Here is an 18,712-nt window from a genome sequence, read left to right as displayed (position 1 = left end):
GTCCGGGTCCTCCGACCCGGCGCCCAGCCCCGCGGGCAACACCCGGCGGGCCCGGTTCTCCAGCGCGCGCAGGCATGCGGTGGTGGCGATCCGGTACAACCACGTCCGCAGCGCGGCGCGTTCCTCGAACGCTGGGTAGCCGCGCCAGCCGCGCAGATAAGTCTCCTGGACAAGATCCTCGGCATCGTGCACCGAGCCCAGCATGCGGTAACAGTGCGCGATCAACTCGGCACGAAACGGCGCCGCCTGCTCGATGAAATCCTCCTGAGCCGGCACGGTGGTTCTCCTATCGCGGGCGGCGGAGACGGAAACGCTACACCAGTACAGAGACAACCGGCCCGAGAAATTCATCGGTTGCTCGGCGATGAATTTCGGCGCCGCGGCGTATCGGAATCAGTAAGGGCCGGCCGCTAGGGCGGATTGGCAGACTTCGATTTCGAAAGCGAGCAAGACCGTGAGCCAACCACTTGAGACCCAGGCCGAGGCGCTGGCCGGCACGACGGCGATCGTTACCGGTGCGAGCCGCGGGTTCGGCCGCGCCATCACCGCTGCACTGTCGGCCGCCGGCGCGTACGTCGTCGGCGTTGCCCGCAGCCGCGCGCAACTCGATGAGCTGCGCGACGAGTTCGGCGACACATTCACCCCGGTGACCGCCGACGCTGCCGATCCGGAGGCGGCCGCCAGGCTCATTGACGAGCACCGGCCGCACACACTGGTGCTCTGCGCGGGGGCGAGCCCGATGATGAGCCCGTTGCAGGAACAAACCTGGGAAAGCTTCAGCCAGACCTGGAACGTGGACGTCGCGCAGGCGTTCCACTGGAGCCGCCATGCGCTGCTTCGGCCGCTGGCCCCGGGCAGCTCGGTGATCGCGATGTCCAGCGGCGCCGCGGTCAACGGGTCACCGCTCAGCGGCGGCTACGCGGGGGCTAAGGCCGCCGTCAAGTTCATCACCGACTACGCGGCAATCGAGTCGCAGCGGTCCGGGCTGGGGATCAGCTTCGTCTCCGTGCTGCCGCGATTGACTCCGGCCACCGACCTGGGCGCCAAAGCGGCGGCGGCTTACGCCGGACGGCAAGGTGTCGACGTCGACACATTCGTGCGGGCCGGCGGACCCCCGCTCAGCGCGGAGCAGGTCGGCCAGTCGGTCCTGACGATCGCCGCGCACCAGCAGCCGGAACACCGGGACCACGGCGCATACCTCCTCACCGCCGCAGGCCTGTCGCCACTGGGCTGAAGTAACTGCAACCGAAAGGCAACAGTGCTAATCATGATCAACATGAACAAACCCCCGATCGTGTCGGCGCAGGAGTGGGCTGCCGCGCGCGAGCAGCTGCTGGTCAAGGAGAAGGAGTTGACCCGCGCGCACGACGCACTGGCGGCTGAGCGTCGGCGGATGCCGTGGCTGGCCGTGGAGAAAGCGTACGAGTTCGATGGACCCGACGGAAAGGTCAACCTGCTCGGCCTCTTTCAGGGTCGGCGTCAGCTCATCGTTTACCGTGCCTTCTTCGGCCCCGACATAGACGGCTGGCCTGATCACGGCTGCCGCGGCTGCTCAATGGTCGCCGACCACATCGGCAACCTTGCCCACCTGAACGCCCGCGACACCACGTTGGTGTTCGCCTCGCGAGCGCCGCAGCCGGACATCGAACGCCTGAAGGCGAGGATGGGCTGGCAGATCCCGTGGTACACGATCACCGACAGCTTCGACGTCGACTTCGGCGTGGACGATTGGCACGGCACCAACGCATTCATCCACGACGGCGACCAGGTGTTCCGCACCTACTTCATCAACAACCGCGGCGACGAGGCGCTGGGGAACACCTGGAGCTTCCTGGACATGACGGCGCTCGGCCGCCAGGAGATCTGGGAGGACTCGCCGGAGGGCTACCCGCAGAGTCCGCCCTACGAGTGGTGGGACTGGCACGACGAATACGGCGAGCACGCGCCGTCGCGCTGGTTCGGTGACCCTGACCCGACCGATCCCAACGACCCACGTCCACCGCAAACCTGACATCGGGGAACGTGGCCCGCCGCCCCGGAATCGCGATTAACATCATCGCCGTCGGGAGGCGGAAGGCAGGATCATGCCCACCACGTTTAGCCGGCTGATGGACTTTGAGCTGAGCATCGCCGAGTGGATCAGCATCGGGTTACTGCTTGCCGGGCCCTATCTCATCGTCGGCGTGGTCTGGTCGACCACCCACGCCGAACCTTTCCAGCGGATGGGCGGCGTGGAGCTGTTGGTCTCGGTGATCGGGTCAATCGTGTTGTGGCCGGCGCTGCTACTTGCCAACGTCTGCCTAAGCTGAAGGTCGGGTGCGGCGGTGTTGACTGTGCTGCGGCGGGCGCTGAACTCTCGGGTGAGCGTCGGCGGGCTGACCGAGATCGCGGTGTGGCTCGCCGGGGCCTACCTCGTCGTCGGGCTGGTGTGGGCGTATTTCCATTCCGACGCCGTGCAGCGCATGGAAGAACAACTGGAACAGCAGCTGCACTTGCCGGCCGACAGCAATTACCGGCATGCGGCATTGGCTGAAGCGAGCGTGCTGTGGCCGGTGATGACGGTGCTGCCGTCCGGCGGGTGTGCGCACTGACTCGGCGGCACAGACGTCGGCAGTAGGTTCTCTTTCGGGAGCGAGACCAGAAGGGAGCCTGCATGCCGGGAGCAACCAGTGACGTCTGGGAGGTGATGTCGACCGCGCGGACGATCCGACGGTTCACCGACGAGCCCGTTGACGACGCCACGCTAGCGCGGTGTCTGCACGCGGCAATGTGGGCGCCGTCCGGAGCCAACGCGCAGGCCTGGCGTTTCATCGTGCTGCGGTCGGCCGAGCAGCGGGCGGTGGTGGCCAAGGCGGCGGCCCGTGCTCTGCAGGTGATCGAGCCCGTCTACGGGATGAGCCGGCCGGCCGACGATGACGACAGCCGGCGGGCCCGTACCAACCGCGCGACCTACGAGCTGCATGATCGGGCTGGTGAGCTCACCTCGGTTCTGTTCGCGCAGAAGCGTTTTCCGACAGCTTCTGAGCTCCTGCTCGGCGGGTCGATATTCCCGGCGATGCAGAATTTCTTGTTGGCTGCTCGCGCCCAGGGTATGGGCGCGTGCCTAACCAGCTGGGGTGCCTATGGCGGCGAGCAGCTGCTGCGGGACGCCGTCGGGGTGCCCGAGGACTGGATGGTCGCCGGGCACATCGTGGTGGGCTGGCCGAAAGGAAAACATGGCCCGGTGCGTCGCCGACCGCTGACTGAGGTGGTGAACCTCGACCACTGGGACGAGCCGGCGGTCGAGTTGGTGCGGCAACGCGGTGAATAGTCGGCGAGGCTGAGTTTTATCGGGCAAGCAATCAGCCGACATCGACTGGCTCTAACGCCGGCGTGAATCGGTTTCGGCGAGTACATCAAGCTACGAAAGCCGGGTCCTTGTCGAACACAGCCGGGCGTGGCAAGCGCACCGGACGGTTTCAGTCGTTGATGCCGACCGTGATCAGGTCCGAGATAGCCCGGGTTAGCAGCGGTCGCCGGACTCGGTGTTGCTCCGCGACGGTGAAGCCCGCGCCCTCGAACAATCGCCGCATCTCAGCCGGCGAAGGGTGATGCGCCGGTTTCCACCTGCTGGTCGCGGGCCCCAGCAGGAGGGGTTGTCGCGCACTGAGAGTCGAGATCGCCACCAGCCCGCCAGGTGACAGCACCCGGTGGAATTCGCGCAGCGCCGCGGGTTGGTCGAAGAAGTGAAACGCCGATGTCGTCACGACCGCGTCCAGCGCCCCATCGTCGAAGGGAAGCTGCTCGGCGGGGCCACGCAACCACTGCACATCCGTTGATCGGGCGTGGGCCTGGTTGAGCATGCCCTCGGACATGTCGACGCCGTAGACTGCCGCGGGATGCAGGTCGTGTTGGATCCGGTCGGCCAGAATCCCTGTGCCGCAAGCGATGTCAGCTATCCGCGCTGAGGAGTGTGCGCGTAGCTGCGCAACCACTTCGTCGTGCGCCGGCCGGTACACCCATTTTTGCAAAAACGGCGAGTTATAGGCCGGAGCCGCAATGCCCCAGAACCGGGTGATGACGTCGTTGAAACCGCGTCGTTGCGCTGCCACAGTCACTGAGTCACTTGGTCGAGGTGTAGTAGATCGTGTCGGCCACCGACACCGAGTCGTTGCCCTGCGCAATCGGCGCAAGTCCGTTGTCCGCCAACAGTTCACTCATCGGCCTGCCGGTCGACTGCCAGCCCAACGTGTCGAGATAGGCGGCAACGTCGTTGCGGTCGCCCTCATACCCGAGTTCGGAGAACTCGAGGTCGAAGCCGTGTGCACGCCATTTCTCGGTGGCCCTGCGCATCGTCTCCCGCGCCTGCTCGTGGTCGACATCCGACATGTCCGGGATAGCCTCGGTGGCAAGCCGACTGCCGTCGGCGCTGAGCGCGGAAATGTTGTCCAGCAAGCGGTCTTGCGCTTCCGGTGGCAGGTAACCAAGCAGTCCCTCGGCGATCCACGCGGTGGGTCGGCTCTTGTCGAAGCCCGCGTCGACCAACGCGGCCGGCCACTCGTGTCGTAGATCGATGGCGACCGCACGGCGATCGGCTGTCGGCTCGGCGCCCAGATCAGCCAGTGTGCTGGTCTTGAAGGCAATCACCTGAGGCTGGTCGACCTCGAAGACCGTCATCCCGGCGGGCCAGTCCAACCGGTACGCGCGCGCGTCGAGACCGGACGCCAGGATGACCGCCTGGCGGATTCCGGCCTGCGTCGCCTCGCGAAAGAACGAGTCGAAAAAGCGGGTGCGGACGGCCATCGCTTCGGGCATCTGCTCGAGTTTCCAACTGGAGTCGTCGTCATCGATGTCGGCGGCGGTCAGGTCTCCGGCGGCCCACTTCGTCAGGAAATCCACGCCGACCGCTCGGACCAGCGGTTCGGCGAATCGGTCGTCGATCAGGGGATTGTCGGCCTTGGTGGCGATGGCCCGGGCTGCGGCAACCATCGTCGCGGTCGCTCCCACGCTGGTCGCCAGGTCCCAGGTGTCGTTATCGGTGCGCGGCATTGCGTGCTCCTCAAATTCAGATCAGGCTACTTAGTTAGTATAACAAGTATTTAGCCTGTATAACAAGCTGTCCGTCGATCGGGTCTCTCCCCGGCGGTTACCCATGCGTGGACACTCCCGTTGACGACTCGGCGATCCAATGCCGGGGTTGGCGATATCGAAAAGAGCCTCGGCATCGACGACCTGAGCCAGTTCAACCCCTACCTAATACGCAGTGCGCGCATCGCTCAGGTGCGGGGCGAGTTGATGAACCACACGTTCTGTTCCCGCAGGATGCGGCTTCGCCAGCCGTCGTCGGTGCGGACCAATTCGTGGTGGTAGTAGCCGCCGCAGTAACTGAGCTCGGTCATCCCCGGCAGCTGCATCGGGTTGTAGAACATCGCGCGCACCTGTGCGGTGTCGCCGTCGATCTGGCTTTCGATGTTGGTGATGTAGTGCATCGACATTGGAATCGTGGCGAATCCCTGCGCCAGCCAGTCGGTGACCTGCTCGCGGCTGCCTGCGATGGCTCCCGCCGACGAGTAGTCGATGTGCGCGTCGTCGGTGAATACCGATCGATACAAATCCCAGTCCTTGGTGTCGACTGCGCGGGCGTATTTATTGAGCAGCGCGGTGATTTCCAGTTGGTCGCTGATCCGCTGAAGGTCCATCCGAGATTCTCCTGTGTAGGTTCGCCGTCACTCGCACCATGCGTCGTCCGATCGAGTCGATCCGCTTGCGGGTCAGGTCCTGCAGCGGATGGACGGCCACAATCATCGCCACTCGGCCGTGGTGGTCGAACACCGGCGCGGCGATGGTGGCCACCGGCTGTGCCCGGCGCGGGGCATAGTCGTCGGACTCATCGGACAGGAAACCGATCGTGGTGAATTCAGCCAGCAGCTGATCGGTGATCTCGCGAACGTGCGCGGGTAGTCCGTCGCTGGGTAGCGTGCCAACGACGTGGGCCGCCCGGGTCAGCGCCGGCGTCGTGCAATCCACGTCGAATCCGCGTTCGCGGGTACGGGCCAGCACCTCTCCGAGGCGACGCGCCAGCGCGGAATTCGTTGCGGCGCTGCGCTGGATCCACGCGCGCTGTTGGTCGTCGCTGTCCCAAGCGGCGAACGCAACCCCGAACGGCGGGGCGTAGCGGATCCGGTCGCCGGGTGCGCCGCCGGACTGCTGGCCGGCGTCCTCGAACGCGGTGATTACCAGCGAATCGCCGAACCGCTCGACCACCGAGGCGGCGTAGCCGAATTCCTCAGCGAGCTGCAGTGCGGCCGCGCGAGCGGTGTGCGCCAGTGGCCGCGCGGTGTCTATCCGCGCCGCGACCGCCGCGAGGGCCGGGCCCAATGAAAATGTCTTGTCGACCGGATCACGGCTGGCCCAGCCGCGGGCACACAGCGTCGTCAGGATGGCGTGGGTGGTTGCTTGAGTAAGGCCGAGTTTGCGCACCACATCGGAGAACCTGAGTCGCTCGTTACCGGGCCCGGCGAGCAATTCGATGACGTCGAGGACGCGAGTGGTGGGGGCCGACGGTGGGATGGCTTGACTTCCTCGTTGCGCGGTTCGTACTGTGAAGCTCAGATTATCGAGATGCTATCTCGAATATTCGAGAAGAGGCAACACAAAGGAGTGTGCGGGTGCGTGCGGTGGTGTTGCGCGACGGGCGGCTCGATGTCCGTGAAATCGCAGACCCGATTCCCGGCCCGGGTGAGCTGCTGCTGCGAACACTGAGCACCGCGATCTGCGCGTCGGACGTGCATTTCATGGATCACCCGGAGATGGGGATCAACGACCCGACCGGCCGCTCGCTCTATGACGTGAATCGCGACATCGTGCTCGGTCACGAGTTCGTCGGCGAAGTCGTCGCGCACGGACCCGGCTGCACAGCACAGTTTCCGGTCGGCACCCGCGCGACGTCGATCCCGATCCGTCTGGTCAACGGTGGCACAAGCGGGGTTGCCGGCGTGCGGATCATCGGTCAGCACCCGGAGGCGCAGGGCAGCTTCGGCGAGTTGGTGGTCGTCGCCGAGGCGTTGGCGAAGTCCGTCGACGACGGCGTATCCAGTGACGCCGCCGCACTGACCGACGCGTTCGCGGTCGGCGAGTTCTATGTGCGCGCGGCCCGGATGGAACCGGGTGAGGTGCCGGTCGTCGTCGGCGCCGGCGCGATCGGGCTGTCGGCCGTTGCCGCGCTGGCCAGCCGGGGCGTGGAGCCGATCATCGTGTCGGACTACAAGTCCGAACGCCGCAAACTGGCTTGCGACAGCTTCGGGGCGCACATCGCGGTCGATCCGGCCGAAAAGTCACCGTTCGATGTGTGGCGCGCGTTACGCGTCGAACGTGGGCTGTGGGGTTCGCTCGTCGTCTTCGAATGCGTCGGCGCCCCAGGGCTGATCCAGCAGATCGTGGAATCCGTCGACATGAGCACCCGGATCTATTGCGCCGGCGGGTGGTACACCGGTGATTCGCTGAGCGTCACTGATGCCACCCGTCAGGGCGTCACCATCCAATTCGGCGGCGGCCCGCACCCGCAGGACTGGTACGGCACGTTGGACGCCATCGCTTCCGGGCGACTGGATCCGCTTCCGAGCGTCGGGGCGATCATTACTCTCGACGAGGTGCCCGACGCACTCGACTTGGCCCGAGCCTCCGACGGCCCGCCGCGAATCGTCGTCCACCCGAGCGGAGACGTCTTGTGAGCGAACGAGATCGCCAGGACCGGGAAGATATCGCCGATGTCCTATTGCGCTACGCGACCGGCATTGACCGACGCGACTGGCCGTTGTTCCGCACCGTCTTCACCGACGACTGCGAACTGAACTACGGCGAAATCGGCGCATGGAAGGGTGCCGACGCGGTGACCGAGTTCATGCAGCAGGCGCACGCGTTGGCCGGGCACACCATGCACCGGTTGACCAATCAGGTGATTACTGTCGACGGCGACGCGGCCCAGGCGCGCACATATGTCGATGCGCTGATCATGCTTGCCGACAACAACTCCGGCGTGAACGCGGCCGGTTTCTACGATGACGAGTTCGTCCGGACCGAACAGGGATGGCGGATCGCCCGCCGCCGCTTCACTCAAGTGCGCGTGGCTGCCATAGGTGACCCGAAATGACATTTGCAGCCAAGTACGGGCCGTGGGCGTTGGTGGCGGGTGCCTCCGATGGTGTCGGTGCAGCCTTCGCCGAGGGGCTCGCCGAGCGTGGAGTCAATGTTGTGTTGGTGGCGCGGCGTCAGGCCCTGCTGGACGAGGTGGCCGCCGGGATCGCCGCCCGCACCGGCGTTGAAACCCGGGCGCTGGCAGTCGATCTCGCCGAGCGCGACGCGTCTTCCATGGTCGCTGCCGCCACCGACGACCTCGATATCGGCTTCTTGGCGTACTGCGCAGGAGCCGATCCTAACTTCGAGCCCTTCCTGGCCAATCCGATAACCACCGCCGAAGCGATGGTGCACCGCAACTGCACGGTACCGATGCAGCTGTGTCATCACTTCGCCCCGGCAATGGTGCGGCGGGGCAGCGGCGGAATTGTGCTATTCGGCTCGGGTGCTGGACTCGCCGGTGGGCCGAACATGGTCGCGTACGGCGCCACCAAGGCGTTCGACATGGTCTTCGCCGAGGCGCTGTGGAGCGAACTGCATGACAAAGGTGTCGACGTGCTCGGCCTCATCCTGGGCAAGACTGACACACCAGCACTGCGCCGCCTCGAACACAGCCGCGGGGTGCTCAGCTCCGAAGACCAGACGCCACCGGACGCCGCCGGTGTAGATCAGGTCATCAGCGAAGCATTCGAGAACCTCAGCAACGGGCCGACTTTGATGGTGGGCGACATGATGCGCGCCGCGTCGCAGATGTTGGCATCGTTGACGCGCAACGAGGCCGTCAAGCTGGTCACCCAAGCCCAGGCCGCAGTCATGGGCGGCGGCAACGGCTGACGTTCGTGCGGGTTCTCAGTTGCCCAGTTGTTTGATGAACACGTTGACCCGGTTGATCAGGCCGTCCGAATTCTGTTCGAATACTAGGCATTCAGGGTACTCAGTCGGCGCGCCGTCGATCTCGAAGGTCTCGTTCAGCTCGACGTAACACACCCGATCCGAGGCATGCGAGATCCGCTTCACGTCCAACCGGTAACCCTTCAGCGAAGCGAAGACGTTCTGGAGGAACTTCAGATACGGCTGCTTGCCTTCGACGACGTCGCAATACGGGCCGTCCCGAATCAAGTCGTCGTCGGCGATGGTGGCCGCCAGGCCATCCCAATCGTTGACTGCCAGGCACGCCAGGTAGCGCTCCACCGCGCCGGCTTGGATTGTTTGACCCATGGCATCTTCATACGCCTGTTGCGCCTGGGCGCCTACCTGAACGCCAAACACCCCAGGCCGCGAAGGGCCTGGGATGCTTGGTGTTGCTGGTGGGCGAATGCCGCTTTTCAGCTGCTGGTCGTTTCCCTATCACGGTGGGGCCTAGACTCCAGCAGAGGGATAACGGGATTCTCTCTCAAGGAGAAGGTGTTTTTCGTGCACCCGCGACGATGCACTAGGAGGCGAATCGGAAGTGACAGGAGCCTGTGCCAGCAAAGTCGCTCTGGTGACGGGTGCCAGCCGCGGGCTGGGGAAGGCGATCGCACAGCGATTGGCCGCCGAAGGCGCCACGGTCGGGATCACCGCCCGCACCATGGAACCCGATCCCAAATACCAGGGTTCGCTTCGACAGACGCTCAAGGAGATCACCGCCACGGGCGGGTCGGCGATCGCTATCCAGGCTGACCTGTCTAAGCCCGAGGATCGAGAGCGACTCTTCGCCGAGATGGTCGAACGCGGCGGTGCGCCAGACATCCTGGTCAACAACGCTGCCGTGACGTTTCTTCGTCCCCTCGACGAGTTCCCGGAACGGCGCGTGCGTCTGATGATCGAAATGCACGTGATGGCGCCGATGCATCTCACCCAACTAGCCATCCCCGCCATGCGCGAACGCGGCCGCGGGTGGGTGCTCAACATAACCTCGGTCGGCGGCGATCTACCCGAAGGTCCACCATTCTCCGAGTTCGACTGCGCAGCGGGATTCGGGGTCTATGGCACCGTCAAAGCGGCCCTGAACCGGCTTACCAAAAGCCTTGCGGCCGAACTCTATGCCGATGGCATCGCCGTTAACGCCGCCGCCCCTTCCAATCCCGTCGCCACCCCCGGCGCCGGAACGCTCGACCTGGCTAAGACCGACACCGAGGACATCGAGCTCATCACGCAGACCGCGCTGACGCTGTGCACCGGCGATCCGAAATCGATGACCGGCCGGATCGCCCACACGCAGCCGTTCCTGCGTGAGATCGGGTGGTTGCGCTGAGCGACCCGCTGCTTGTCCAGCTCGCTGAGCGGCTTGCGCCTCGGCACATTTCAGCGCTTGAGCCGTTGCCTGGCGGCGCATCGAGCCTGACCTATGTGGGGCGGTGTGCGGGCCGGCCGGTGGTAGTCAAGGTGGCACCCCCCGGGGTGCGGCCGATCGCACACCGCGACGTCTTGCGGCAAGCCCGGATCATCCGGACACTTGCGCGGAGCACCGTGCCCGTCCCGAAGGTGCTGTTCGACGACGCAGGTGACCCACCCGACGTACCGCCGCTATTCGTGATGTCCCGTGTGGACGGGACTACGTGTGAACCGCTATTCGACGCCACTGACGCCGGCCCTGAACCCGTTGTGGCAGAGCGGTTTCGCAACGCAGCGGCCATCATGGCGCAACTGCATCGCATTGAGCCCGGCGTCACGGGCCTGGAGTCCGAGCCGGTGGTCGGGCCGTCCGCCGAGGTCGAGCGGTGGTGCTATGCGTTGGATACCGTCGATTCCGCGTTGGCGCCGGGGTGGCGCGAAGTCGCCGCTGACCTGGAATCCAGCACGCCGCCAGCCTTGCCGCCCGCTGTGGTGCACGGCGACTTTCGGCTTGGCAACCTACCGGCTGTCGATGGCCGCATCACCGCCGTCATCGACTGGGAGATCTGGTCGGTCGGCGATCCGCGCGTCGACGTCGGATGGTTCCTGATCAACTGCGACCCACGAACCTACCGCCGCTCCACGCGGTACGTCGACGCGACCCCGTCGGTGTCCGAACTGGCGGCGGTCTACCGCGAAGAGCTGGGACGCGAAGTGCCAGGACTGGATTGGTTCCAGGCACTGGCCTGCTTCAAATCCGTGGCGACGTGGTCACTGATCGTCAAACACAATCGGCGGCGCGTTCCACCGGATCCGGGCTTGGAGGCGATGGCGTCGGCGTTGCCGCAGTTGCTTTCCCGGGCCCGCGAGTTACTCGGTTAGCCATGCGGAAGGCCGGCCAGCTTGTCGGCGAACTTCGCCTCGGCCGCCTCGCGCAGCCGCAGCAAGTGCTCCGACGGAAACAGGTCGGGTGCGGGCTTGTGGTCTCTGAGCAACAGCCGCGCCAGAGTGACCTTATGCACCTCGGTCGGCCCGTCGGCCAGTCCCAGTACGAAGGACTCCACCAGGTGCCGGACGAACGGCATCTCATGCGTGACACCAAGTGATCCGTGTAGCTGCAGCGCACGGGCCGACACGTCGTGCAATACCTTCTGCATCATCGCCTTGACCGCCGAGATGTCGGCGCGAACAGCCTTGTAGTCGTTGTGCTGGTCGATCTTCCACGCCGTCTGCAAGGTCAGCAGCCGGAACGCTTCGATCTCCATCCATGAGTCTGCGACCATCTGTTGGACGAGCTGTTTGTCGCCCAGCATGTCACCTTGTGTATGCCGGGAAACTGCGCGCTCGCAGAGCATGTCGAATATCCGTCGGACCAGGCCGACCGTGCGCATCGCGTGGTGAATGCGGCCACCGCCGAGTCGGGTCTGTGCGACCACGAAGGCGCCACCCCGTGGCCCGAGCATGTGGTCGACGGGAACCCGGACATTCTCATACCGCACGTAACCTTCGCGTCCTCCACCGCCGAGGGGCTGGTAGCCAAGGCCGACGTCGCGTAACACGTTGATACCGGTCGTTTCAGCGGGCACGACGAACATCGAATGGCGCTGGTAGGGCGGCGCATCAGGATCCGTCACCGCCATCACGATCAAGAACGACGCGATCGACGCGAAGGACGAAAACCACTTCTCGCCGTTGATGACCCAATGATCGCCGTCTTGCACCGCGGTCGTTGTGAACACTTTCGGGTCCGCGCCGCCCTGCGGCTCGGTCATCGAGAAGCACGAGACGATCCGGTTATCCAGCAGCGGCTCCAGGTAACGCTGCTTGAGCTCCGGAGTGCCGTAGTGGGCCAGGATTTCGCTGTTACCGGAATCCGGAGCCTGCGAGCCGAAGACGATTGGCGCACATTCGGACCGCCCGAGAATCTCGTTTAGCAACGCCAGTTTCACCTGGCCGTGTCCGGGTCCGCCCAGATGTGGACCCAGATGAGTAGCCCACAGCCCCCGTTCCTTGACGATCTGCTGCAGCGGAGGAATCAGCGCCTGCCGCACCGGGTCGTTGAGATCGTGAGATTCCTTGACGATCAGATCGATTGGTTCACACTCGGCGCGGACGAACTCGTCAACCCAGGCGAGTTGCGCGGCCCATTCAGGGTCGGTCGAGAAATCCCAGGCCACGGCACGTCCTTTCGCTACTTATTTGTTGATGACCACGTCTGTCTGCGGGCTGCCGCTTCCTCGGTGGCGTGGCTGAGTACCTGATTGCGGTTCTCGAGTTCAAGGGCCGATTGCAGCCCCGCGGCGTCGGTGTTCACCTGCACCGCCCGCTTGGTCAGCTGTACGCCCAGCGGAGCGAGATCGGCTATGCCAGAGGCTATTTCGAGTGCACGTTCAAATAGCAATGCGGGGTCCACGAGCTCGCTTACCAGCCCTCGGCGGTCGGCTTCCTCGGCGGAGACGATGCGACCGGTCAACATCCAGTCAGCGGCGACGCTGGCACCGACAATGCGGGGCAGAAAGTAGCTCATTCCCATCTCGGCGCCGGAAAGGCCGAGCAGGATCGCCGCGTTGCCGAATGTCGCCGCGGTCGAGCAGATTCTGATGTCGGCGGCCAGGCACAGTGCCAAGCCCGCGCCGACGCAGGGACCGTTGACCGCGGCGATCACCGGCTGCGGAATGTCGCGAATCGCCTGCGGCAGCGCGGCCATCCTCTCCTGGAAGCGCAGGCGGTCGATTGCGGGCGCTGTTGCCTCGGGGATATCCGGGCCAAAGTCGCGCATGTCGATGCCCGAGCAAAACCCGCGCCCTGCGCCGGTTATCACCACAGCGTTGACCGACGTGTCCGCGCCCAGGTCGGCCAACGTGTCCTTGAGTTCGCCGACCATGACGTCGTTGATCGCGTTGAGCCGCTTGGGTCGGTTGAGCTGCAACACCACCACGCCGACGTGCGGTGTCTGCAAGCTCAGTGTCTCGTTGACCGTCAATCAGCACCCTTCGTCGGGAGCCCGACCCGCGGCTCGGATAAGACGCAAATTCGCAGCTGAGGAGAATGCTATTGTTCCGCGGCGCGCCCGCGCAATCGGGTGCTAGACGAAATCCGAACCTCCGTCCACATTCACTGTTGCGCCGGTGACGTAGCCGTTGCGCCGGGATGCCAGGTAAGTGGTGATCGAGGCAATCTCCTCGGGAAGCCCCGCGCGGCCCAGATCGCACGGCTGGTGGAAGTTGTTGTCGATCCAGGTCATCACGTCGTGCGGGTTGGTGGCATCGAGACCTTCGGCGGCGAGAACATCCTTGAGTTGCTCGGTGAAGCTCGCGGTCACGATGGTGCCCGGGCACACACAGTTGACCAGAATGCCGTCCTTGGCAAGACTTTTCGACAGGTTTTTGGTGATGCTGGACAGCGCTGCCTTCGACGCGGTGTAGGCGACGATGCGCGGATTTTGCCGCTGAATGGAATGCGCGGACAGTGTCACGATGCGGGCCCAGTCGGCAGCGCGCAGCATGGGCAACGCCTCTCGAACAGAGCGGACGCCTGACATGGTCCCAAGCGTGAACGCGGCGTCCCATTCAGCGTCGTCCATCTGCTCGAAGTACCCGTCGCCCGGACCGATGGTGTGGACCAGGCTGTTCAGCTGACCCCAGCGGTCGGACACCTCGGAAAAGCCGCTGGCGATGGACGCGGCGTCGGCCATGTCCACGCTGATTCCGACGGCGTCGGGAGCACCTGCCTCTCGGAGCGATTCGACCGCGGCATCCAGAGCCGCCTTGTTTCTTGCCATCACGGCAACACTGGCCCCTTCGGCCGCTATGGTTTGAGCGATCGCTAGCCCCATGCCCTTGCTGCCGCCGGTGACGACGGCTTTCGATCCAGCCAAACCAAGGTCCATTGTCGCTCCTTACGGTCGGTCGCGCGCGGTGATGTCAGCGATCGTTTCGGGTGTCACCCCGAGTCCGCGCAAGCAGAAACGGAGAGCACGTTCGCGGACCTCAACACGTTCGCAATCGCCTGTGGCCCATTGCCGTTCGGTGCTCGTCCACACCACGCCCTGGATGGACTGCGCATCTGTTATGGGATCGATGTTGTGAAAGGCACCGTCAACCAGGCCGCGGTGCAGTTGTTCGACGAGCGGCTTGAGCATCTCGGCGTACGCCGGCTGAATCAGCTCAGGGGAAGCGAACATCTGCGACTGCGCCTCCAAAGACAGGCCGCGCAGATCAGACGTGGTGTTCTCGTCAAATGCAAGGTCGAGGCGTCCGTCGATCCAGGCGGCTACCGCCTCGACCGGGTCGGCGGCCTTCGCCATCCTCCTTCTCAATCGCCGCTTTTCAGCGCGGGCCATCTCGTGGAAGATCTCGGCAACCAATTGGTCTTTCGATTCGAAATGCCGATAGAACGCGCGGGTGCTCAGCCCAGAGCGATCGAGCACCATCGCGATGCCGAGTGCCTGAACTCCGCGTTCGCGAACAATTTCCGACGCGGCGGCCATGATGGCGCGGCGCACGTTGGGGTCGGGAGCGAGCTTAGTTCGCCGCCGGGTAAGCGGGCGGGTCATGCGGTTGCGTCATAAGTGGCGAGGTATTCCGCGAATCGCTCGCGGACACCGCCGGGCGTCAGCCCAAAGTCGGTCAAATCGTAGTCATGTGAGCCACGCGATCCGGGTTTGTGCTCGCGGGCCCACTGCTCAACCGAGCGTGCCGAGGCATCGGAAAACGCCAAGCCCAACGATGTATAGCTGGCCTCCAGCGTGCGCACCGGATGCTGCTGGAGGTCCGCGAAGGCGACGTCGGAAAACCGTTCGTCACCAACATGTTTGCGGAATTCCATCGCCCGACGGACAGCCTCGGCCCAGCTGTCGAGTTGCTCTGCACCCAGCTCGTCGGGGTCGTCGCGGTCGCTACTCCAGCTGCGTACGTACCGGATGAGGCTACACACCGAACCCATGACTTTGGCCGGATCACGGTGGCTCCACATGAATTTCGCGTTCGGGTACGCCTCGACGAGCGCGTCGAGAGCAAACATATGTACGGGAGTCTTGAGATGCCACAGTGTCGGTGGGCAATGCCACTGCAGGAGCTTCAGCACCCGACGATGAAACGTGTAGGTCTCGCGCATATCGCAATGCATCAGCCACGTCAGGTAACTCGGGACGCGAACGGCGCCGTCGAAATGGAAAGTGCGAAAACTCATGCCCATCAGATCCTGACATTCGGTCGGGGCGGTCGCCTCGGAGTTGTAGAGCGTCTTCATCAAAGGAAACATGTCGTTCAGCATCCGCAGGCCGTCTTCGGCCTGGGCAATACGCGGATCGGTGAATTGGGTTGCGGACTCCGGCGGCGGGATCGGAGCCTGCGATTCCCACATCCGCAGTGAACGAAACTGCGGGTCGGCGGCCACCAGCTGGCTCAGCGCCGTGGTCCCGGTGCGGGGCAGCCCGATGACAAACACCGGGCCGCCGACCACCTCATCGTCGATCTCAGGGTGCTGTGCGTAGGTGTCCTCGACCTTGAGGCGTTGGATCAGCGCGTTGCTGATTGTGGCGTGTTGAATGACTCGGCCCATATCGGACAGCTCGGCCTCGTTGTTCAACGCGTCTACGGTGCGTTCCAGGCCCTCCCGGTAATAAGGCGACCCGAAGTCGTGCAGACCCGTCGCGGCGCGGGCACCGTCTTCAAGCTCGTCAGCAGAAAACATCACAGCGCGAACCTTTTGTGCACGGCGTGCCGGCGTCGCTCGAGGACCGATGCTCGTTCGCTGGCGGTGATCCTCGAAGTATCGGCAGGCAACGCGGACGTGATCTCGTCGAACGACACGACCCGCGCGCTCGGTGTCGGCGCTGTGCTGGTGCGCACGCAACGCAGAATGATCGCGCCGTTGCTGAATCCGGCGGTGTCGAGCCAGTTCAGCACTCCGGGATCGCGCCCGCACACCACTACCCGTACCAGGCCATCAGAGTCCACGACCGCCTGATGCGCGTTCAGGCTGGACTGATGGCGGCCGTAGTGGATCGTTTCCCACCACGGATTGCCGAGCGAAAAGCTCCAGTAAACCCCTTGAGGCGGTTCGACTTCCAGGATCAACGCCTCATCAGAGCCGAGTTCCCAACGCCCAATGACGGGCTTGTTCTCCGCGGCCGCGCCCACCGCCGTGCGGTCGATCGGGGGCAGAAAGCCGTTCGACGGCGCAGCCGCACCGAACTGCAGAAAGAACTCGAGGTTGTCGTGAACGAAGTCGCCGAGGGCGAGCAGCTGCCGTGACACCACGAGGTCAAGATCGATGTGGGGAACCTCGCGATGCACCGGATCGCCGATCCGTTCGATCCGCAACGACGACGGAACCTCGGTATCCCAGTCGTAAAAGAAGTGCCGCACCGTCAATGTGGGATGGGCGCCCTCGATGCGCATCCAGTTGCCAACGTGCTCCTGCGCTGACAAGACAACTTCGAAGTTTCCGTTCCCGTCCACGGCGAGTTCGTCGACCAATGCATTCGCCGTCGAGGCGATGCCATTCATAGTCTGCAGTCCCACATATCGGGCAGTGCCACGGTTACCGAGCAGCCGATAGCTCTCATCACCGCGCAGCGTTGCACGGGTATACAGACAGTCCGGGCACTCCATTCCCCACGTCACGACGTCGTTGGTACTCGCGCGCTGGACGCACAGAATCGGATCAGGATCGAATCGCAACGCCTCATCGATACCCGCGGCGAGCAGCACCAGCAGGTGCCGCATCCCGGCCGCGAGATCGGCCCTGTTGCGGCTCGCGGGATGGGATTCGACCATCTGTGCTGCATCTTCGAGCCGGTGCATGAGATGCGACCACGCCTGAGCCAACTCCACGTCGCCGGTCGCCGGTGTCTCGGTGGACGCCTCGGCAATCGAGTGTGGCAACCACGCCGTCGGCCGCTGCGCGGCGCTCACATTTCCACCGCAGGTGCGTACATAAGGGCGCCTTAACTGAGAACAGTGTTTTCGTATAACGCTCGATCACTATCACAGCGGACCGCGAGATTGTCAATGGCCGATCATGAGCCGGACGCTTCAGCCGCGCCTGATCGCCCTTTACCGTGTCCGATGCGCGTTGGATGCTAGCTGCCATGGCGACCAACACCGAGCGTTACCGCGCTGCGCGTGACCAGGTCTTCGCCATGGCTGACGACGACAGGCTCGACGCCGAGACGGCGGGGGCGATCATGGAGTTTGTGCGCGACCGGGTGGCGCCGCATCTGCGGGTGCGGCGTGTTGAGTTTGACGAACTGCCGAAGACGATCTCGGGCAAGATCCGCCGAGTGGACCTGCGGCGCCGCGGAGAGGGCGCACATGTCGCCGGCACACCGCTTTCGGCGGAGTACCGATACGAAGACCTGGTGGGCTGAGCGTTGAAATCCTATGACGCCGGCCCGATCAGCCCACCGATCCTGGAGGAAACGATCGGGGCGAACTTCGAGCGCATCGTTGAGGCAAACCCGGACGGCGAGGCGCTGGTTGACGTCATACGTGGCCGGCGGTGGACCTACGCGGAACTCAACGCCGAGATCGACCTGATTGCAAGAGGTTTGATGTCGCTGGGCGTGCAGCGGGGTGACCGCGTCGGCGTCTGGTCGCCGAACTGCGCCGAGTGGACCATGGTGCAGTACGCCACCGCCAAGATCGGCGCCGTCCTGGTCAACATCAATCCCGCCTACCGCACACACGAGCTCGGATATGCCCTGAACCAATCGGGGGTTCGAACGCTTGTGACGGCGACAGCGTTCAAGAGTTCGGACTATCGATCGATGGTCGAGGAGGTGCGTCCGAGCGCCGGCGGGTTGCGGGATGTCGTGTTCTTGGGCACCGACGACTGGACAGGCCTACGCGACCGAGCCGATCTGGTGCCGGTGGACGCGCTACGCTCGCGGATGGCCGCCCTCGACAACCGCGAGCCCATCAACATTCAATATACTTCGGGCACAACGGGTTTCCCCAAAGGGGCGACGCTGTCACATCGTAACATTCTCAACAACGGGTACTTCGCCACCGAGTTGCTCAACCTGGGTCCTAAGGATCGGCTGTGCATCCCGGTGCCGTTCTATCACTGCTTCGGGATGGTGATGGGCAACCTGGCGGCCACGACTCACGGCAGTTGCATGGTCATCCCAGCGCCGTCGTTTCACCCGGCCGCGACCCTGCGCGCGGTGTCAGACGAGCGCTGCACGTCGCTGTACGGCGTGCCGACGATGTGGATCGCGGAGCTCGAGCTCGCCGACTTCGCCGCGTACGACCTGACGAGCCTGCGGACCGGGATC

24 protein-coding genes are annotated in these 18,712 nt (G+C 64.5%); 12 read left to right on the top strand and 12 right to left on the bottom strand.

The window, feature by feature from the left end; all coding sequences use genetic code 11:
* On the bottom strand, positions 1–276 hold a 276-nt coding region (locus VEI45_RS22205), incomplete at its 3' end, for a sigma factor (RefSeq protein ID WP_324856683.1).
* A gap of 178 nt (positions 277–454) precedes the next feature.
* Here VEI45_RS22205 and VEI45_RS22200 point away from each other — a divergent pair.
* The 5 genes from VEI45_RS22200 (at position 455) to VEI45_RS22180 (ending at position 3,310) form a co-directional block, all read left to right on the top strand.
* Positions 455–1,234: an SDR family oxidoreductase gene (locus VEI45_RS22200; protein ID WP_324856682.1), complete on the top strand. Its 780-nt coding sequence runs from the start codon at positions 455–457 to the stop codon at positions 1,232–1,234.
* 42 nt (positions 1,235–1,276) lie between these two features.
* Positions 1,277–2,011, top strand: coding sequence for a DUF899 domain-containing protein (locus VEI45_RS22195; protein WP_324856681.1), 735 nt, complete (start codon positions 1,277–1,279; stop codon positions 2,009–2,011).
* Between the two features lie 73 nt (positions 2,012–2,084).
* Complete coding sequence (locus VEI45_RS22190) at positions 2,085–2,309, top strand: hypothetical protein (protein ID WP_324856680.1); 225 nt, start codon at positions 2,085–2,087, stop codon at positions 2,307–2,309.
* Between the two features lie 15 nt (positions 2,310–2,324).
* The gene (locus tag VEI45_RS22185) at positions 2,325–2,591 is read left to right on the top strand and encodes a hypothetical protein (RefSeq protein ID WP_324856679.1); all 267 of its coding nucleotides are present in this window, start codon (positions 2,325–2,327) and stop codon (positions 2,589–2,591) included.
* 62 nt (positions 2,592–2,653) lie between these two features.
* Entirely contained in the window at positions 2,654–3,310 is a 657-nt protein-coding gene (locus VEI45_RS22180; RefSeq protein ID WP_324856678.1) for a nitroreductase family protein, read from the top strand.
* Between the two features lie 148 nt (positions 3,311–3,458).
* Here the strand turns inward: VEI45_RS22180 and VEI45_RS22175 are convergent, their stop codons facing one another.
* The 4 genes from VEI45_RS22175 to VEI45_RS22160 form a co-directional block, all read right to left on the bottom strand.
* Positions 3,459–4,097: a class I SAM-dependent methyltransferase gene (locus tag VEI45_RS22175; protein ID WP_414687560.1), complete on the bottom strand. Its 639-nt coding sequence runs from the start codon at positions 4,095–4,097 to the stop codon at positions 3,459–3,461.
* A gap of 4 nt (positions 4,098–4,101) precedes the next feature.
* A complete protein-coding gene (locus VEI45_RS22170; protein WP_324856677.1) occupies positions 4,102–5,028 on the bottom strand; it encodes a class I SAM-dependent methyltransferase in 927 nt (308 codons plus the stop codon).
* Between the two features lie 227 nt (positions 5,029–5,255).
* Positions 5,256–5,678 (bottom strand): nuclear transport factor 2 family protein, encoded by a 423-nt coding sequence (locus VEI45_RS22165; protein WP_324856676.1) that lies wholly within the window; start codon positions 5,676–5,678, stop codon positions 5,256–5,258.
* Positions 5,626–6,549 (bottom strand): IclR family transcriptional regulator, encoded by a 924-nt coding sequence (locus tag VEI45_RS22160; RefSeq protein WP_324856686.1) that lies wholly within the window; start codon positions 6,547–6,549, stop codon positions 5,626–5,628. Before VEI45_RS22160 ends, VEI45_RS22165 begins: the two co-directional genes overlap by 53 nt.
* Before the next feature lie 107 nt (positions 6,550–6,656).
* Here VEI45_RS22160 and VEI45_RS22155 point away from each other — a divergent pair, with 107 nt between their 5' ends.
* Genes VEI45_RS22155 through VEI45_RS22145 form a run of 3 tightly spaced genes read left to right on the top strand, consistent with a single transcriptional unit; the run spans position 6,657 to position 8,946 of the window.
* A complete protein-coding gene (locus VEI45_RS22155; RefSeq protein WP_324856685.1) occupies positions 6,657–7,709 on the top strand; it encodes a zinc-binding dehydrogenase in 1,053 nt (350 codons plus the stop codon).
* Positions 7,706–8,128: a nuclear transport factor 2 family protein gene (locus VEI45_RS22150; protein ID WP_324856675.1), complete on the top strand. Its 423-nt coding sequence runs from the start codon at positions 7,706–7,708 to the stop codon at positions 8,126–8,128. Before VEI45_RS22155 ends, VEI45_RS22150 begins: the two co-directional genes overlap by 4 nt.
* Complete coding sequence (locus tag VEI45_RS22145) at positions 8,125–8,946, top strand: SDR family NAD(P)-dependent oxidoreductase (RefSeq protein ID WP_324856674.1); 822 nt, start codon at positions 8,125–8,127, stop codon at positions 8,944–8,946. Before VEI45_RS22150 ends, VEI45_RS22145 begins: the two co-directional genes overlap by 4 nt.
* Positions 8,947–8,961: 15 nt before the next feature.
* On the opposite strand, the gene VEI45_RS22140 is transcribed toward VEI45_RS22145, so the two are convergent.
* Positions 8,962–9,330, bottom strand: a complete 369-nt coding sequence (locus tag VEI45_RS22140) for a nuclear transport factor 2 family protein (RefSeq protein WP_324856673.1) — start codon at positions 9,328–9,330, stop codon at positions 8,962–8,964.
* A gap of 232 nt (positions 9,331–9,562) precedes the next feature.
* Here VEI45_RS22140 and VEI45_RS22135 point away from each other — a divergent pair, with 232 nt between their 5' ends.
* Positions 9,563–10,348 (top strand): SDR family oxidoreductase, encoded by a 786-nt coding sequence (locus VEI45_RS22135; RefSeq protein ID WP_324856672.1) that lies wholly within the window; start codon positions 9,563–9,565, stop codon positions 10,346–10,348.
* Complete coding sequence (locus VEI45_RS22130; protein WP_324856684.1) at positions 10,345–11,310, top strand: phosphotransferase family protein; 966 nt, start codon at positions 10,345–10,347, stop codon at positions 11,308–11,310. The genes VEI45_RS22135 and VEI45_RS22130 overlap by 4 nt, the downstream gene beginning before the upstream one ends.
* Here VEI45_RS22130 and VEI45_RS22125 read toward each other — a convergent pair.
* From VEI45_RS22125 to VEI45_RS22100, 6 genes are all read right to left on the bottom strand, one after another.
* On the bottom strand, positions 11,307–12,605 hold the full coding sequence (locus VEI45_RS22125; protein WP_324856671.1) for an acyl-CoA dehydrogenase family protein: 1,299 nt from the start codon (positions 12,603–12,605) through the stop codon (positions 11,307–11,309). The genes VEI45_RS22130 and VEI45_RS22125 overlap by 4 nt on opposite strands.
* Positions 12,606–12,619: 14 nt before the next feature.
* Complete coding sequence (locus VEI45_RS22120; protein ID WP_324856670.1) at positions 12,620–13,411, bottom strand: enoyl-CoA hydratase/isomerase family protein; 792 nt, start codon at positions 13,409–13,411, stop codon at positions 12,620–12,622.
* A gap of 102 nt (positions 13,412–13,513) precedes the next feature.
* On the bottom strand, positions 13,514–14,317 hold the full coding sequence (locus VEI45_RS22115) for an SDR family NAD(P)-dependent oxidoreductase (protein ID WP_324856669.1): 804 nt from the start codon (positions 14,315–14,317) through the stop codon (positions 13,514–13,516).
* Between the two features lie 9 nt (positions 14,318–14,326).
* The gene (locus VEI45_RS22110) at positions 14,327–14,983 is read right to left on the bottom strand and encodes a TetR/AcrR family transcriptional regulator (protein ID WP_324856668.1); all 657 of its coding nucleotides are present in this window, start codon (positions 14,981–14,983) and stop codon (positions 14,327–14,329) included.
* Positions 14,980–16,125, bottom strand: a complete 1,146-nt coding sequence (locus VEI45_RS22105) for a sulfotransferase (RefSeq protein WP_324856667.1) — start codon at positions 16,123–16,125, stop codon at positions 14,980–14,982. Before VEI45_RS22105 ends, VEI45_RS22110 begins: the two co-directional genes overlap by 4 nt.
* The gene (locus VEI45_RS22100; protein WP_324856666.1) at positions 16,122–17,348 is read right to left on the bottom strand and encodes a hypothetical protein; all 1,227 of its coding nucleotides are present in this window, start codon (positions 17,346–17,348) and stop codon (positions 16,122–16,124) included. Before VEI45_RS22100 ends, VEI45_RS22105 begins: the two co-directional genes overlap by 4 nt.
* A gap of 176 nt (positions 17,349–17,524) precedes the next feature.
* On the opposite strand from VEI45_RS22100, the gene VEI45_RS22095 reads away from it, so the two are divergent.
* Together VEI45_RS22095 and VEI45_RS22090 are read left to right on the top strand one after the other, a co-directional pair.
* On the top strand, positions 17,525–17,803 hold the full coding sequence (locus VEI45_RS22095) for a hypothetical protein (protein WP_324856665.1): 279 nt from the start codon (positions 17,525–17,527) through the stop codon (positions 17,801–17,803).
* A 3-nt stretch (positions 17,804–17,806) separates the two neighbouring features.
* Positions 17,807–18,712 (top strand): AMP-binding protein (locus VEI45_RS22090; RefSeq protein WP_324856664.1); only part of this gene is annotated, 906 nt, incomplete at its 3' end.

The organism is Mycobacterium sp. (assembly GCF_035623875.1).
Taxonomy (GTDB): domain Bacteria; phylum Actinomycetota; class Actinomycetes; order Mycobacteriales; family Mycobacteriaceae; genus Mycobacterium.
Note: the sequence above shows the minus strand (reverse complement) of the source record. Positions and strands in the feature narration are given on the sequence as shown.

Excerpts from the sequence above, each read along its gene's own strand:
- VEI45_RS22195 (WP_324856681.1), top strand. The coding sequence starts at position 1,277 with ATGAACAAACCCCCGATCGTGTCGGCGCAGGAGTGGGCTGCCGCGCGC.
- VEI45_RS22190 (WP_324856680.1), top strand. The coding sequence starts at position 2,085 with ATGCCCACCACGTTTAGCCGGCTGATGGACTTTGAGCTGAGCATCGCC.
- VEI45_RS22180 (WP_324856678.1), top strand. The coding sequence starts at position 2,654 with ATGCCGGGAGCAACCAGTGACGTCTGGGAGGTGATGTCGACCGCGCGG.
- VEI45_RS22170 (WP_324856677.1), bottom strand. The coding sequence starts at position 5,028 with ATGCCGCGCACCGATAACGACACCTGGGACCTGGCGACCAGCGTGGGA.
- VEI45_RS22165 (WP_324856676.1), bottom strand. The coding sequence starts at position 5,678 with ATGGACCTTCAGCGGATCAGCGACCAACTGGAAATCACCGCGCTGCTC.
- VEI45_RS22145 (WP_324856674.1), top strand. The coding sequence starts at position 8,125 with ATGACATTTGCAGCCAAGTACGGGCCGTGGGCGTTGGTGGCGGGTGCC.
- VEI45_RS22140 (WP_324856673.1), bottom strand. The coding sequence starts at position 9,330 with ATGGGTCAAACAATCCAAGCCGGCGCGGTGGAGCGCTACCTGGCGTGC.
- VEI45_RS22115 (WP_324856669.1), bottom strand. The coding sequence starts at position 14,317 with ATGGACCTTGGTTTGGCTGGATCGAAAGCCGTCGTCACCGGCGGCAGC.
- VEI45_RS22110 (WP_324856668.1), bottom strand. The coding sequence starts at position 14,983 with ATGACCCGCCCGCTTACCCGGCGGCGAACTAAGCTCGCTCCCGACCCC.
- VEI45_RS22095 (WP_324856665.1), top strand. The coding sequence starts at position 17,525 with ATGGCGACCAACACCGAGCGTTACCGCGCTGCGCGTGACCAGGTCTTC.